Raw genomic sequence first — 16,517 nt, 5'->3', positions numbered from 1 at the left:
CTAAACAGTTTAAATGTGATGGCTATAAGGCGACACTATCCCACAAACCTTTATGTAACGATTGTGTGTTATTCCATTGTTGTTTAACCAACCAATCAATTAAAGGCGCGGGATCGCTGGGGTAATTTATTTGCTTGTTTTGCGGCGCGCTATTCCAATCATCAAGGGCTTGTGGGTTTAAATAGTTCATAACATGCGCCATGCCCATGGCAAATAAAGTTTGTGCATTTGCTGCTTGCTCAAACTGACCATCTAAAGGCTTTAATAGTAACTTTTTACCTAACTTAAGCGCTTCACTGGCAAGCTCAAATCCCGCATTACCAATAACGCCACTTGTGTTTGCTAAGTCGTTTAAAAAGCCAGAACGTGAAGGGGCTCGTAAATGTATATGTCCAAAAGACTGATTGCTGGCATTTGGGTGATAGCAATAAAATTCTTTTTCGGGAAAGTCTTTTAAATAATCAACAACGCTATCTAAGTTTTCGAAAGGTAAATATACCAATACCTTGTTCATTACTGCTACAGGGTTGTCGTGATTATGATGAGCAATAAAAGGCGGTATTATATTATTTGCAAATGGTTGCCAGTGCACGCCTAAGTAGGTAGTCGCTGGTGCATAATGCTTGATAAGTGATTTTCTCAGTACGCCACGACCAAACATAGGTACGTTATCTGACAAAAATGCTGCTTGGTGACTAATGCCAATAACGGGTATACCTGCCCGTTTTGCAGCCCATGCTGTCACAGGCTCAAAGTCGTTAAGTACAAAATCGTACTGTTTTATCTCAAGCGATTTTATATCACTCACCAACTTACAAATTCGCATGTTTTTAAGTGTTTTTAAATTTTTAACTTGCCCATTTTCAGTGCTAAACGACAAACCACGATACGCTTTATAATCTGAGAATTCGTGCATATCAAAGTAATCTTTATTTGCGCGCCCTGAAAACACATAATCAACATCAATACCGAGCTTATTAAAGCAGCTTGCCATAACCCGAGCGCGCGTTATATGACCATTACCGGTACCTTGTACTCCATACAATATTTTCATGCAGGCACCACGAGTGCTAACGCAAATAAACCACAAAAACTACCAATCGTTGCGCCTATTATAATATCAGCAGGAAAGTGCACACCCAATACCACACGAGACATAGCAACGCCGGTAGCCCAACTAAATAGTAGTAATGCATATTCTGGGAAAAAATGGCTTAATATAATTGCCACTAAAAAGGCTGCAGCACTGTGACCCGATGGTAAACTAAATTTATCGCTTGGTACTATATAGGCATTTGTTACTAAGCAGTCGCATGGACGGATCCGAGCAAATCTATTTTTAGCTAGTAGGTAAATAGGTCTTTCTATAGCAAAACCAATTAATATAGTGACAGGCAATAATTGGTGCTGTTCATTATTACTAAGCCACCACACTGCTAAGCATATTAATATATAAAGCCCACCATCACCGCTTTTAGACAAACCAAAGGCCATTGTTTTAAACCACCTCGGTGAATTGCAATTAAACAAAGTTAAAAATAATTGCTCATCTATCTGAGTTACCTTTTTAAGCATATTATTATTCATCACCATCCCTCATCGCATAACATATGAACACCGATTTAGCTTATGTGTTGTAAATAACAATTGAGTGACGCTTTTAATACACTATTATTGCGATTAATGATTTAGCGCTTGTTTTGCCTAAATTTACTGCGATTAAGTCGTTGTTATTGCTTATAAGGAGGGTATACTGAGATATAAATTAATGTACCTTTTGAGGATAAAATAATGGATTACAGCACTTCTGATTTATGCGACCACTTTGCTGACGTGGTTGACGTGCTAGAGCCTATGTTCATCAACTTTGGTGGTCGACACAGCTTTGGTGGCCGCATTAAAACCGTTAAATGTTTTGAAAATAATGAACTCATCCGCGAATTACTTTCTCAAGATGGTACAGACCTAGTACTTCTTATTGATGGTGGCGGCTCAACTCGTCGCGCACTAATCGACATTGAACTGGCTGAGCTAGCACTTGAAAACAACTGGAATGGTATTGTTGTTTACGGCGCAGTACGCCACGTTGATGAGCTTGAAGAGCTTGATTTAGGCATTCAAGCAATTGCTTCAATCCCTGTTGCAGCCGACAGCGAAGGTGCTGGTGAAGATGCTATAGGCGTTAACTTTGCTGGGGTATCATTTTTTGATGACGACTTTATTTATGCTGATAGCACAGGCATTGTTTTATCTGCAGAAGAATTAGAGTTGGAAGTTGTAGAAGTATAACGTGACTTCCCATTTAAAAGTATATGATGAAAGCGCGGTTAGAACACTTTGCTCTACCCGCGCAAATGAGAAAAAAGCATGGCAATCAATGGCCTTGCTCGACACCCAAGTAAACCTGCAACAAGCACTTGTTGACGCTGCTCAATTTGGTATCCGCTATGTACTTCTGGGTATTTGCGAAGATATCGGCCCAAAAGCAAACTTAGGAAATGGTGGTGCAAACGAAGCATGGCCAGCTTTTTTAAAACGCTTTTTAAACCAACCTCACAATCAATTTATTGCCACTCAAAAAGTGCTTTTATTGGGTGAAGTTAATACTGATGATTTAATGGCGCAAAGCAACCAGCTTAATAATCAGCAAGGCCAGCAGTTAACTCAATTACGAGATTTATGCCAACAGCTTGATGAACGCGTAGAGTCGGTATTGAGCCTTATTTTTAAAGCGGGGCTTGAGCCAATCGTTATTGGCGGAGGTCATAATAATTGCTTGGGAATTATCCGTGCCCTGAGTAAGTCAAAAAATACACCTATTAATGCTATCAACTTTGACCCTCATGCCGACTTTAGAGAATGTGAAGGTCGCCATAGCGGCAATGGCTTTCGCTACGCTTATAACGAGCAACATCTAAGTAATTACCACGTTATTGGCTTACATGAGATAAAAAACAATCAAGCAATTATAGATGCAATGAGTGAAGCTAACTTTACGTTTGATAGCTATCAATCAATACAAGTTAAGCGAAAAATTACACTCACACAGGCAATTGAAAACGCATTAAGTAATTTTAACGATTTACCACTGGGTATTGAAGTTGATTTAGATAGTATTACTTACATGCCGGTGAGTGCGTACACATGTTGCGGATTTAGTGTGAATGACACTGAGCACTTTGTGCATTTAGCAGCAAACCATCGCGACTCTAAGTACTTACATTTATGTGAAGCAGCGCCTAGCCAGCACCCTAACGGAGTTGAGGCCGGTGCTGCCCATGTAGGACAAGTGATCAGTGCACTTGTGAATAGCTATCTACAAGCCAAAGAAAACACTTAGCGCTGTTGAACTAATCGCCACTCTTTTAGCCAGCTCATTAAACCAATACTACTTAGCGGGTGACCAAAGTAATAACCTTGGGCAGCATAACCTTTTAAGCTTTTTACAAACTTAAGTTGCTCAAGTGTTTCTACCCCTTCAAAAATCACTTTTGTTTTTTGTTGGTTATGCATTTCAACCATTCCGCTAACTAAACTGCGTATATTGTTTTGATTACTAAAGTCAGCAGTGAGTGAAGGTGAAACCTTAATATACTCTACCGCTAAGCTTGGTAACTTAGAAAGCAGTACCGGGTTATCACCAAGTCCATCAACACATACTTTTAAGCCTATGTTATTAAGCCTTGCGATCATGCCTCTGCCTTTATCATCTAGTCCCGCAAAAATATGCAAAGGGCATTCAACAATTAAATCGCCAGCTTCCAAGTGATGCTCACTTAAAACAACATCAACAAATTCAATAAACTCTTCGTTAAGCATTTCAGGACCAAATACGTTAATGCTAAGCGGTATAGAAATACCTTCTATTCTAAGCGCCATTGCAAGCTCAGCAGCTCTCTCTATTACAAATTTAGCGAGTGGATAACCAAGCCCTGCAATTCTAATGTCGTCGATAAACCTGTTAGCGGATAAAATCCCTTGCTTAGGGTGCTGCCAACGCAGTAGTAATTCTAAAAACTCAATTTGACCGTTTTCGTTACAAATAATAGGCTGAAAATAAAGCTCTAACTCGCTCGAAAAATCAATATTTGCTAATTCCTTTAGTCGCGCTTGTTGCTCTCGCAATTCAATCATCATTTGTTGATGATAAGGCACAACCTTGCGATCTGGGTGGCTATCGAGTGCCAGATATGCGTACGATATTAAATTATCAAAGTTGTTATCTTGCTCATTACAATCAACATAACTCGCTCTCGCTTTTACTTCTACAGTGCAGTTAGCAACATTAAATGGCTTAAGCGTTGCACCCAGTATTTGGTCAATAACTAATTCATGTAAGTGTTTTTGATTCGCGAAACTACAAATAAATGCAAAGTTAAGACCCCCTAAGTGGGCTAGCTTTTCTTGTCCAGTTAAAGTCACTATTTCGTCACTTGAAAGTAGCTCTTTTATTCGATTAGCCGATTGCGCTAACAGTATATCGCCAAAGTCGCGTCCAATATGCTGGTTAACTTGCTCAAAGCCTTCAAGGCGAATAACGATTAACGCTGCGCTTATTTGTTTGTTGTCGCACCATGTATAGTAACCTTGACGTAACTGTTTTCTATCTGCAAAAACTGAAAGCGGAGACTCTTCAACAAATGCATCACCTTCAGGTTCTGGCTCTATAACGACTTCTATTTCAGCACTTTCATCATTTAAAAAACCTACAATAGCTAATAATAATATTGCTAACACAACCCAAAATAGCGGAACTTCCAATAATAAATGAGCTGAAAATAGAACAACAAATAAAAGACCAGCCATTGAGCTGGTAATTATCATGCTCCAATTATTTCGCTCAAATGCTTGCCATAAGTGAAAACAAAACCCAAAGGCTAGTAAAATAGCAAGCCAAGCCGCACCGCTGCTTAAGATAGCTAAACCAACAGCAGCTGTGCATAAATAACTAAGTTTAATACTGGTATTTTTAACAGCAAATAAAGTGGCGATCATCGCCATTAATAGTGCACCACTAAAAAATATTGGGAAATTACTGTCGGTTAGTATGTTCAAATTAACGGCATCCGTATTCGCTAAAAAAGTTTAAACCAAGTTATATGTGGGTAAAAATAATACAAACTAATTAATTCTACCCAAAATCCATAAATTTAACAGTTTATTTACGCCAAATTGGTAACTTAATTGTGATGGATGACTTATTTGCCAATGCGCAATATCAGCTCTTGCGCCAACCTTTAAAATACCACGGTCGTCTAAACCTAGTGCTTTAGCTGCATTTCGAGTAACACCAGCTAATGCTTGCTCAGGTGTTAATCTAAACAATGTGCATGCCATGTTCATCATCAAGTGCACTGAGCACAGCGGTGAAGTACCTGGATTAAAGTCACTCGCAATAGCTATCGGTACTTTATATTGATTAAGTAATTCAATAGGTGGGAATTTAGTTTCTCTTAAAAAATAAAATGCGCCTGGCAATAACACCGCTACCGTCCCAGCGTCTGCCATGGCTTTTACACCCTCTTCATCTAGATGCTCAATATGATCAGCCGAAAGGCCATTAAACTGCGCCACCAGCTTAGCACCCTGTTGATTAGATAACTGCTCAGCATGGCATTTTACTGGGAGGTTATGCTTTTTAGCCGCCTGGAAAACACGTTTGGTTTGCGAATAACTAAACCCAACATTTTCACAAAATACATCGACTGCATCAGCAAGATTATTAGCTACTACCTGATCAAGCATGTCAGTACACACTAAATCAATATATTCATCAGCACGGCCTTTGTATTCAGGCGGTAGAGCATGCGCCCCTAAAAAAGTAGTTTTAATATCAATAGGGTGATGTTCACCTAATAAACGAGCGACTTCTAATATTTTTATCTCGTTTTCAGTATCTAGCCCATAACCAGACTTTATTTCAACGGTGGTTACACCTTCTTTTAACAACGTATTTAAGCGATCTTTTGCATCTACAAACAATTGTTCACGGTCGGCTGCTCTTGTGGCTTTAACCGTACTTGCTATGCCACCGCCTTGTGCTGCGATTTGCTCATAGCTTACGCCTTGCAAACGCTGTTCAAACTCTTGCGATCTTGAACCTGCAAATACTAAGTGAGTATGGCAATCTACTAAGCCCGGCGTTAACCACTGTCCTTTTACACTCAATGTCGGCGTTGCAAACACATCAAAACTAGGCAATGTTGATTGCTCTCCAATCCACGCAATTTTACCATTTTTAATGGCTATAGCAGCATTTTCGATTGCGCCATAAGGGGCATTTATATTGCTATCCATAGTGGCAATATTGGCATCAGTTAAAAGTAAGTCGATTTCTTCTAACTCATAATTTTGTGTTGTGCTTTGCATTTTTTAGCCCTTTTTACGCCGCGAGTGATGAAAATATAGTCTAACAACCCATCTTGTATATACAAGGTAATTGTGTCATCTTATTTATATAGTTTATTTTTAATGTAACCATAAATTTAATGATGACACCTAAATTTGCGCAAATAAAACAATTCATTGTTGATAAAATACGCAGCGGTACGTGGCAAGAAAACCAACGTGTTCCCTCTGAAAACGAACTAAGTAGTCAATTTAGTGTAAGCAGGATGACAGCCCGCAGAGCACTAAGCGAATTAACTGAGGCAGGTATTTTAACCCGCAGCCAAGGGTTAGGTACATTTGTAGCTACATTTAAATCGCAGTCATCGTTACTTGAAATAAAAAATATTGCTGATGAAGTAAAAGAGCGTAACGGCAACTACACCTGTAGTGTACTCATACTCGAATCAATAAATGCAGTAGCACCTATTGCCATTGCACTTGGTGTTGAGGTTGACAGTGTTGTATATCGAAGTGTACTTGTGCATAACGAAAATGACAGCCCTTTGCAGCTAGAAGAGCGTTTTGTAAATCCTGCCCTTGCGACTGGCTACTTACAACAAGACTTCAGCACGCTTACACCACATGAATATCTATCTAGTGTTGCCCCACTTACCCAAGCAAGGCATACAGTAGAGGCCATTATGCCAAACAGCGAAATGTGCCAATGGTTAAATTTATATAATGAAGAGCCATGCTTACAAGTGATCCGACGCACCTGGTCTGTTAAAGGCATTGTAAGCTTTGCGCGCCTTGTATCACCTGGCAGTAAATATCGCTTAGGCGGCCACTTAACATTTAAAAAATAACAAACAATAGCGCTTACTGCGCTTTTTTTATAACAAATCACCTTGTATATACAACAGGAGCAAAACATGAACAACCGACTCGACACAAGTCGCGTAATACGTGCACCTCATGGAGATAAAATAAGTGCTAAAAGCTGGCAAACAGAAGCTGCTAAGCGCATGCTAATGAATAACTTAGACCCTGACGTTGCAGAGCATCCTCATGCACTTGTTGTATATGGTGGTATTGGCCGAGCAGCTCGTGATTGGCCAAGTTATGACAAAATTATAGAAACCCTCGATAGACTCGAAAGCGACGAAACCCTGCTTGTACAATCAGGAAAACCCGTTGGTGTATTTAAAACCCACAGTAATGCTCCTCGCGTGCTTATTGCTAACTCAAATCTTGTTCCACACTGGGCAAATTGGGAGCACTTTAACGAGCTCGATAAAAAAGGCTTGATGATGTACGGGCAAATGACGGCGGGTTCTTGGATCTATATTGGCTCGCAAGGCATAGTACAAGGAACTTACGAAACCTTTGTAGCTATGGCAAAGCAACATTTTGCAGGTAGCGCTAGTGGTAAATGGGTATTAACAGGTGGTCTTGGTGGTATGGGCGGTGCGCAACCACTTGCAGCTACAATGGCTGGGTTTAGTGCACTGGTTGTTGAATGTGATGAAAGCCGTATCGATTTTCGTATAAAAACAGGCTACGTTGATGTAAAAGCAACAAGTCTTGAACACGCACTGCAATTAATAACCGATGCATGTGTTAAAGGTAAAGCCCTCTCAGTGGGTTTACTAGGTAACGCTGCCGATGTATTTAGTACACTGGTTAAAACAGGCATTACCCCTGATGTAGTCACAGATCAAACATCTGCTCACGATCCATTAAATGGTTACTTACCACAAGGCTGGACAATGGAGTACGCAGCAAAAATGCGTGAGCAAGATCCAAAAGCCGTAGTAAAAGCCGCTAAACAATCAATGGCAGTCCAAGTTAAAGCTATGCTAGCACTACAAAAAGCCGGTGCCGCCACTACTGATTACGGTAATAATATTCGTCAAATGGCGTTTGATGAGGGTGTTACCAACGCGTTTGATTTTCCTGGATTTGTGCCTGCATATATTCGCCCTTTATTTTGTGAAGGGATTGGACCATTTAGATGGGTAGCATTATCAGGCGACCCTGAAGATATATATAAAACCGACGCTAAAGTAAAAGAGCTTATTCCTGATGATGCACATTTACATAACTGGCTTGATATGGCGCGGGAACGCATACAATTCCAAGGTTTACCTGCACGCATTTGCTGGGTTGGCCTAAAAGATAGAGCACGCCTTGCACTGGCCTTTAACGAAATGGTTAAAAATGGCGAACTTAAAGCCCCTATAGTTATTGGTCGCGATCACCTCGACTCTGGCTCAGTTGCCAGCCCTAACCGCGAAACAGAAAGCATGAAAGATGGCTCAGATGCAGTATCAGATTGGCCATTACTCAACGCACTGCTTAATACCGCAAGTGGCGCTACTTGGGTGTCGCTTCATCATGGTGGCGGTGTAGGCATGGGATTTAGTCAGCACTCTGGTGTAGTTATTGTTGCCGATGGTACTGATGAAGCTAAAGAGCGTATTGCTCGCGTACTGTGGAACGACCCTGCAACAGGTGTAATGCGCCATGCTGATGCCGGATACGACATAGCAAAAAACTGCGCTAAAGAACAAAATTTAGACCTACCTATGTTAAACGAGGAATGATCATGTTCGAACTTACTCTCACACCCGGATCACTTGATTTAAACACACTAAGAAAAATTAATAATTCACCGGTAAAGTTAAGCCTTGCAAAGCATGCCGAGTCGCAAATAGCAGCCAGCGCGCAAACCGTTCAAAATGTTATTAATGAACACCGCACTGTATACGGAATTAACACCGGCTTTGGATTATTAGCCAATACTAAAATTGCCGACGACCAACTTGAATTATTACAGCGCTCCATTGTGCTTTCACACGCTGCGGGTATTGGCGAATACATGGATGACAGCACAGTAAGGTTAATGATCACCTTAAAAGTAAACTCGCTTTCACGTGGCTATTCGGGCATTCGCCTGCAAGTAATCCAATTTTTTATGCAGCTGCTTAGTAGCGAAGTATATCCATGCGTGCCTAAAAAAGGCTCCGTGGGGGCATCGGGAGATTTAGCCCCTCTTGCGCATATGTGTCTACCTTTATTAGCTGAAGGTCAAATGCGACATAAAGGAGAAATAATTAGCGCAGCACAAGGGTTAAAAATAGCGGGACTTGAACCCCTTACCCTTGCAGCCAAAGAAGGCTTAGCATTATTAAATGGCACACAAGCGTCGACTGCGTTTGCACTACAAGGCCTATTTAGAAGCGAGAACCTATATGCACAAAGCTGCGTTATCGGATCAATAAGCATAGAAGCTGCAATGGGCAGTCGCGCGCCATTTGATGCACGTATTCATGAAATTCGCGGACAGCGCGGACAAATAGACACCGCTCAAGTATTTAGAGAGCTACTCGATACGCACTCTCAAATTAGTAGTTCCCACGCCAATTGTGAAAAAGTACAAGATCCATACTGCCTTCGCTGCCAGCCTCAAGTGCTAGGTGCTTGCCTAACTCAGATACGGCAAGCCGCAGAAGTATTGCTATGCGAGTCGAACGGTGTAACCGATAATCCGCTAGTTTTTGCCGATGTAGGCGACATAATATCGGGAGGAAACTTTCATGCAGAGCCCGTTGCGATGGCCGCTGACAACTTAGCAATCGCAATTGCCGAAATTGGCGCATTAGCAGAAAGGCGAATTGCATTACTTATCGATTCAAACCTATCCAAATTACCGCCATTTTTAGTTGAAAACGGCGGGGTAAATTCTGGATTTATGATTGCCCAAGTTACCGCAGCAGCGCTTGCATCAGAAAACAAATCATTAGCGCATCCGGCTTCGGTTGATAGCTTGCCTACATCTGCAAATCAAGAAGATCATGTTTCTATGGCAACCTTTGCAGCAAGGCGCTTAGATGAAATGGCCAATAATACCCAAGGTGTTTTGGCAATAGAATGGTTAGCATCGGTTCAAGGGCTAGAATTTAGAAAGCCGCTTGAACCATCAGATAAAGTGCAAAGCGCTAAAGCATTGTTACGCGAGCATGTAAGTTATTATGATAAAGACCGCTACTTTGCTCCCGATATCGAAGCTGCTAATACATTACTAAGTGAAGGTAAGCTATGCGACTTTATAGAGAGCAGTCCCCTGCCTTCAGCATATTAAATACCGTGCTGATAGCTAAACCCTAAGGCTTCAATGGCTGAGCCTAATATTTTTCGCTCAGCCGAATCAGTTCCTGTAAACGTTGGCATTTCACCACCATGTTGCTGACACTTCATCGCGTAGTATTCAGCTTTTGTGGGGTGCGCAGGATTAACCACATTATAAATATTTTGCCCTACTTGCCAGTGCTCTATCACCGCAAAAATAGCATTAATTACATCTTGTTGATGCGCCATATTTACCACTTGCTCACTTGATGTATTGAGCTCTTTACCTGCCACAAAACGCCCCGGTTCTCTATTAGGCCCTAGTAAGCCAGCTAAACGAAGTATTTTGCCATCTTGTTCAAGCACTAGCTCTTCAGCTTCGTAAAGCTTTATTTGGCGCTCGTTTGTGCATGAAATATCGCTACTTTCACTATATACACCAGGCTCTTGATCGTACACCCCGGTTGATGAGCACAATAAAAAGCCCTTTGCGTTTAGCTCCTTTGAAAGCTTAAGCGCTGCGGTGAGTGTTTCAGGATAATTACTTTCACTGTGCCTGCTACGTGGTGGAATAGCACATACCCAATAAGCACCTTGTAAATCAACTTGATGCCTTAATTGTCCATCTTCAAGTGTAAACTGACGCTCAAAGTCAAACTCGTGTATATCTGTTCTATGCGTTCCTTGTACTTGCCAGTCAGCTTTTTGTGCACTTACGCATAAAGCATGTCCTAACCAGCCTGCACCTAATACTACTAATTTATTACTTTTATTTGTCATTTTTGTATAAGCCTTTATTTTAAACGCATAATTAGTTCTTTCTATCTAACTTTATAGAGATTTTAAGTAAGATATGATTAGATATAATTTCATAAATAATAAAAATATGTGTACTCATGCTAAATAATTTATCATTACGGAAGAAAATATTATTATTGATTGGTGGAACAATTACCGTTTTACTAATTATCGCCTCAACATTTTTTGTTAAACACATTGCCAATCTCTCTAGAGAAAACATAGAAAACGAAGCACAAAGTTATCTACAGACCGAGCAACTTTCAATGCAAAGTTACTTCGCGATGTACGGTAAAATGGTATCAACCTTTGTTAATAACCCACATTTAATCAACTTTTTTGAAAATTGGGATACACGCGATCAAGCACTCGAAAGCGCGCCAGGTTACAACGAAGTAAACCAAGACTTTGTGCGTTTAAGCTCAAATGACGAAAACATTTTATCGGCCTTTTTTGCCTCAGCAACCACCGGTGAATACTTTAAAGAAAACGAGCGTACAAGTCACTACAACGGCCAGCCTTATTACGCTTACAAGCGTGGGTGGTGGCAAGAAGCCATGCAAGTTAACAAGCTTTACGTAGGTCCAATCTCTGTTGATTTAACCACAGGCGTAGCATCCGCAGTAGTACAACAACCTGTTTATAACGCTCAGCGAAAACTCATTGGTATGGGCGGTGTTGATTTACAATTAAACAAAATTAACGACATGGTCGAAAATATTCGCTTTAACGGCCAAGGTTATGGATTTTTACTCGATGGTAATCAAAAAGTAGTTCATTTTTCAAAGGCCACTGGGCATAAACTTTCAATTACAGATGAAGGTGCAAACGGTAAAGAAGGGCTCGATGCGCTTGAGCAACAATTTACAAATACAGCAGGCTTTAAAGAGTTAAATACACAAATGCGAAATAACCTTGAAGGCAGCCAAATGGTTACTTTTAAAGGTGAGCAGTTTTATGTGGTTTACCATCGTCTGCAGCTAGAGCAGCCTTATATAGATTGGTATGTAGGTCTACTTATCCCAACTACTATGATTGAAGAGCCCGTAAATGCTGCAGTAACCGCTACAACAACGGCGGTAATTATTATCTTAATCATTATATTAGCCATGATTTTATGGGCTACCCACATGATTTCAAAACCCATTACAACGCTTACGCACATTATGCGTGATATAGCATCGGGCGAAGGCGATCTTACTCAAAAAATTTATATTAATAGTCAAGATGAAGTGGGACAGCTGGCCAACCACATGAACACTTTTATTGATAAGTTGCACGCCATGATGCTTGATACCGCAGCGCAAGCAGAACAACTAAGTAATGCAGCGGCCCAGCTAAGAAGTGTTTCTGAGAAAACAAATTCTGAAATTCAGCAAGAGAAGCAGCAAGTTGATAGCGTGAGCGCAGCGGTAACTGAAATGGCGACTACTGTGCTTGAAATATCACGTAACGCACAACACACAAATAACGCAGCTGAAGAAGTACAAGCAATTACAGCTGAAGGAGCTAGCCGTTCTACACAGGCGCAAACAGTAATGACTGAACTGGCATTACATATTGGCGAAGCATCTAAAGTGGTTGCAGGTCTTGAGCAAGAAAGTAATAACATTGGTGCATTAGTCGATGTAATTAATTCCATTGCTGATCAAACCAACTTACTTGCACTTAATGCGGCTATAGAGGCTGCTCGTGCCGGTGAACACGGTAGAGGCTTTGCCGTTGTTGCTGATGAAGTACGTTCACTAGCAAGTCGCACACAAGAATCAACAGACGATATTCGAAATATGATTTCGCGCTTGCAGCAAATAGCTCAACAAGCCTCAGTAATGATGCAACAAGGACAAGATCAAACCGAGGGCTCAGTGCTTCAAACTAAAGAAGTGCTTAGCTCACTTCACAATATTGCGCAGTCGGTTACTAAAGTACAAGACCAAAGTCATCAAATAGCCACATCTACCGAGGAGCAAACTGTTGTTGCTGAAGATATTAATACGAGCCTTTCGGCAATTAATAACTTAGTGAACAGTACCGCTGACCATGCGCACACCCTCGCTGACGAAGCTCGTGACTTAAGTGATTTAGCTGCGGCGCTTAACAAAACGGTTAATCAATTTAAATTATAAAACATGTATTTAATAGTTGTGTTTAAGCGTAAAACTTAAGCGCAACTATAACCCTTGTTTTTAATTTATTTAGCACCATATCTTTACAGTTCGCTGCTATTTTTACTGTAATTGAGTAATACAAAGTGATTTTTACGAACCAGATCAAATTTTTCGATTTTATACACCGATCTTTTTATTGAGATAGTTTGTTGTTTGGCAGAGTCTGGTATAGTAGCGCACGTAATAAACAGTGCTTTTTGAACGGTTTAATACAAAATTGCTAATTAATATGTTCTAAGTGTTACTTAAAAGCACATATTAATTACCAATTGTTAAAAATGGGTTAGCCGATACTCGGCTGACAAAGAATACATTGTAACGGTTTTATCATGATATCTAATTTATTTACCAAGCTTTTTGGTAGTCGCAATGACCGCACTATTAAAAACTTAAGAAAGACGGTCGCGCTAATCAATGCGCTAGAAACGCAACTTGAAGCGCTTTCTGATGAAGATTTAAGAGCTAAAACAGCTGAGTTTAGAGAACGTTACGATAACGGACAAAGCCTTGACGACATTCTACCAGAGGCTTTTGCTGTGGTACGTGAAGCGTCAAAGCGTGTAAATGGCATGCGTCATTTCGACGTGCAGTTATTAGGTGGTATGGTTTTACATCAAGGTCGCATTGCAGAAATGCGTACCGGTGAAGGTAAAACACTTACAGCTACTCTACCAGCTTATCTAAACGGCTTAACAGGCAAAGGTGTTCACGTAATTACCGTGAATGACTACCTTGCTAAACGTGATGCTGAAACCAACCGTGCGTTATTTGAATTTTTAGGCCTTACAGTAGGCTGTAACGTACCAGGTATGATGCCGCAGCAAAAGAAGCTCGCTTATACTGCCGACATTACATACGGTACTAATAACGAATTTGGTTTTGACTACCTTCGTGACAACATGGCTTTTAGCATTGATGAACGAGTTCAACGTCCATTATTCTATGCTGTAGTCGATGAAGTGGATTCAATCTTAATAGATGAAGCTCGTACCCCGCTGATTATTTCAGGCCCAGCTGAGGATAGCTCTGAGCTATACACTGAAATAAACACCATCGTTCCTTTACTTGAGCTTCAAGAAAAAGAAGACGAAGAAGGTATTGAAGGCGATGGCGATTACACGATTGATGAAAAGTCTAAGCAAGTTCATTTAACAGAACGTGGTCAAATTAAAGTAGAAGAGCTACTTACTGAGCGCGGCTTAATTGAAGAAGGCGATTCGCTTTATTCAGCAGCAAGCATTACGCTACTAAGCCATGTTTATGCCGCCCTTCGTGCTCATAAGCTATACCAAAAAGATGTTGATTACGTTGTAAAAGAAAACGAAGTAATTATTATCGATGAGCATACTGGTCGTTCAATGGAAGGTCGTCGTTGGTCAGAAGGTTTACACCAAGCTGTTGAAGCAAAAGAAGGTGTAAAAATTCAAAACGAGAACCAAACACTTGCCTCTATTACGTTCCAAAACTACTTCCGTTTATACGAAACGTTAGCAGGTATGACTGGTACAGCCGATACTGAAGCATTTGAATTTCAGTCAATCTACGGCCTTGATACCGTTGTTATGCCAACTAATAAGCCGATGATTCGTGATGATCGCGCCGATTTAGTTTACCTAACGCAAGAAGAAAAATACGAAGCTATTTTAATTGATATTAAAGACTGCCAAGACCGTGGACAACCGGTGCTTGTTGGTACTATTTCAATTGAAAGCTCTGAGTATTTATCGCAGTTTTTACGCAAAGAAAAAATTAAGCACAATGTACTTAATGCTAAATTTCATGCGCAAGAAGCTGACATCGTTTCAGATGCTGGCCTACCAGGAACAGTAACAATTGCAACAAACATGGCCGGTCGTGGTACCGATATCGTGTTAGGTGGTAACTGGAACAGTGAAGTTGAAAAACTTGAAAACCCAACTGATGAGCAAATTGCTGAAATTAAAGCAGCTTGGAAAATTCGCCATGATGCAGTAATTGATGCCGGCGGTTTACATATCATTGGTACTGAACGTCACGAATCTCGTCGTATAGACAACCAATTACGTGGTCGTTCTGGTCGTCAAGGTGATGCTGGTTCAAGCCGTTTTTACTTATCGATGGACGATGCGCTAATGCGTATATTTGCCGGTGAGCGCATGACTAACATGATGCGTAAATTAGGCATGCAACGCGGTGAAGCAATTGAACATCCATGGGTTAACCGTGCGATTGAAAATGCACAGCGTAAAGTAGAAGCACGTAACTTCGACGTTCGTAAGCAACTACTTGAGTACGATGATGTAGCAAACGATCAACGTCGTGTTGTTTACTCTCAGCGTAACGAACTACTTGAAGAAGGCGATATTTCAGAAACTATTACTGCAATTCGTGGTGACGTACTTAGCAATACAATTGATCAGTACATTGCACCGCAAAGCCTTGCTGAAATGTGGGACATTCCTGGCCTTGAAGAGCGTTTAAAACAAGACTTCTTAATTGAGTTACCTATTACTCAGTGGTTAGCAGATGACAATAAACTATACGAAGAAAAGCTTCGTGAGCGTATTGAGCAGGCGGTTGAGCAGTCATACAAGCAAAAAGAAGAGCAAGTTGGCGATTCTGTATTACGTCAATTCGAAAAAGCGATTATGCTTCAGAGCCTTGATCAGCATTGGAAAGATCACCTTGCTGCAATGGATCATTTACGCCAAGGTATTCATTTACGTGGTTACGCGCAAAAGAATCCTAAGCAAGAGTACAAGCGTGAATCGTTTGAGCTGTTCTCCGAAATGCTTGAAAACTTGAAAGTAGATGTTGTAAGCATTCTAAGTAAAGTACAAGTACGCGCAGAAGAAGATGTTGAAAAAGTAGAAGAGCAACACCGTAAAAGTGAAAATGCTCCTCGCGAATACCAACATGAAGAAGCTGAGCACGTAGGTGGCGAAGCGCCAGAAACAGCGACAGTAATGGCTCGTACAGAACCAAAAGTAGGTCGTAATGACCCTTGTCCTTGTAAATCAGGTCAAAAATTCAAACAGTGTTGCGGTAAATTAAAGTAACCCAATATTGTCAGTAGCTTATTAAAAAGCGGCGCTAGCGTCGCTTTTTTTT

General features: G+C 40.8%; 12 protein-coding genes. 7 read left to right on the top strand and 5 right to left on the bottom strand.

The genetic code is table 11. From position 1 onward, the window contains the following. Window positions 1–22: 22 nt before the first annotated feature. A complete protein-coding gene (locus H5116_RS14945; protein ID WP_002958362.1) occupies window positions 23–1,054 on the bottom strand; it encodes an MJ1255/VC2487 family glycosyltransferase in 1,032 nt (343 codons plus the stop codon). After that, entirely contained in the window at window positions 1,051–1,590 is a 540-nt protein-coding gene (locus H5116_RS14940; RefSeq protein ID WP_024596307.1) for a phosphatase PAP2 family protein, read from the bottom strand. The genes H5116_RS14945 and H5116_RS14940 overlap by 4 nt, the downstream gene beginning before the upstream one ends. A gap of 201 nt (window positions 1,591–1,791) precedes the next feature. Between H5116_RS14940 and rraA the strand changes: the two genes are divergently transcribed. Next, entirely contained in the window at window positions 1,792–2,289 is a 498-nt protein-coding gene (gene rraA, locus H5116_RS14935) for a ribonuclease E activity regulator RraA (RefSeq protein ID WP_002959955.1), read from the top strand. Window position 2,290: 1 nt separating this feature from the next. Next, window positions 2,291–3,340 (top strand): formimidoylglutamase, encoded by a 1,050-nt coding sequence (locus tag H5116_RS14930; RefSeq protein ID WP_182716529.1) that lies wholly within the window; start codon window positions 2,291–2,293, stop codon window positions 3,338–3,340. On the opposite strand, the gene H5116_RS14925 is transcribed toward H5116_RS14930, so the two are convergent. Next, window positions 3,337–5,001, bottom strand: coding sequence for an EAL domain-containing protein (locus H5116_RS14925; protein WP_182716542.1), 1,665 nt, complete (start codon window positions 4,999–5,001; stop codon window positions 3,337–3,339). The genes H5116_RS14930 and H5116_RS14925 overlap by 4 nt on opposite strands. 120 nt (window positions 5,002–5,121) lie before the next feature. Next, complete coding sequence (gene hutI, locus H5116_RS14920) at window positions 5,122–6,369, bottom strand: imidazolonepropionase (protein WP_165742855.1); 1,248 nt, start codon at window positions 6,367–6,369, stop codon at window positions 5,122–5,124. A 119-nt stretch (window positions 6,370–6,488) separates the two neighbouring features. On the opposite strand from hutI, the gene hutC reads away from it, so the two are divergent. The 3 genes from hutC (at window position 6,489) to hutH (ending at window position 10,474) form a co-directional block, all read left to right on the top strand. Further along, on the top strand, window positions 6,489–7,196 hold the full coding sequence (hutC, locus tag H5116_RS14915) for a histidine utilization repressor (protein ID WP_182682816.1): 708 nt from the start codon (window positions 6,489–6,491) through the stop codon (window positions 7,194–7,196). A gap of 66 nt (window positions 7,197–7,262) precedes the next feature. Next, on the top strand, window positions 7,263–8,936 hold the full coding sequence (gene hutU, locus H5116_RS14910) for a urocanate hydratase (protein ID WP_182682815.1): 1,674 nt from the start codon (window positions 7,263–7,265) through the stop codon (window positions 8,934–8,936). Between the two features lie 2 nt (window positions 8,937–8,938). Further along, complete coding sequence (gene hutH / locus H5116_RS14905; RefSeq protein ID WP_182716528.1) at window positions 8,939–10,474, top strand: histidine ammonia-lyase; 1,536 nt, start codon at window positions 8,939–8,941, stop codon at window positions 10,472–10,474. On the opposite strand, the gene H5116_RS14900 is transcribed toward hutH, so the two are convergent. Next, entirely contained in the window at window positions 10,471–11,241 is a 771-nt protein-coding gene (locus tag H5116_RS14900) for an NADP-binding protein (protein WP_182716527.1), read from the bottom strand. The two genes, hutH and H5116_RS14900, sit on opposite strands and share 4 nt — an antisense overlap. A gap of 116 nt (window positions 11,242–11,357) precedes the next feature. On the opposite strand from H5116_RS14900, the gene H5116_RS14895 reads away from it, so the two are divergent. After that, entirely contained in the window at window positions 11,358–13,385 is a 2,028-nt protein-coding gene (locus H5116_RS14895) for a methyl-accepting chemotaxis protein (protein WP_182682813.1), read from the top strand. A gap of 371 nt (window positions 13,386–13,756) precedes the next feature. Beyond that, window positions 13,757–16,465: a preprotein translocase subunit SecA gene (gene secA, locus H5116_RS14890; RefSeq protein WP_039485905.1), complete on the top strand. Its 2,709-nt coding sequence runs from the start codon at window positions 13,757–13,759 to the stop codon at window positions 16,463–16,465. The last annotated feature ends 52 nt before the right edge of the window (window positions 16,466–16,517 follow it).

This window comes from Pseudoalteromonas sp. SG45-2 (genome assembly GCF_014164115.1).
Lineage (GTDB): Bacteria > Pseudomonadota > Gammaproteobacteria > Enterobacterales > Alteromonadaceae > Pseudoalteromonas > Pseudoalteromonas distincta.
This window is presented reverse-complemented; position numbering and strand designations above follow the sequence as displayed.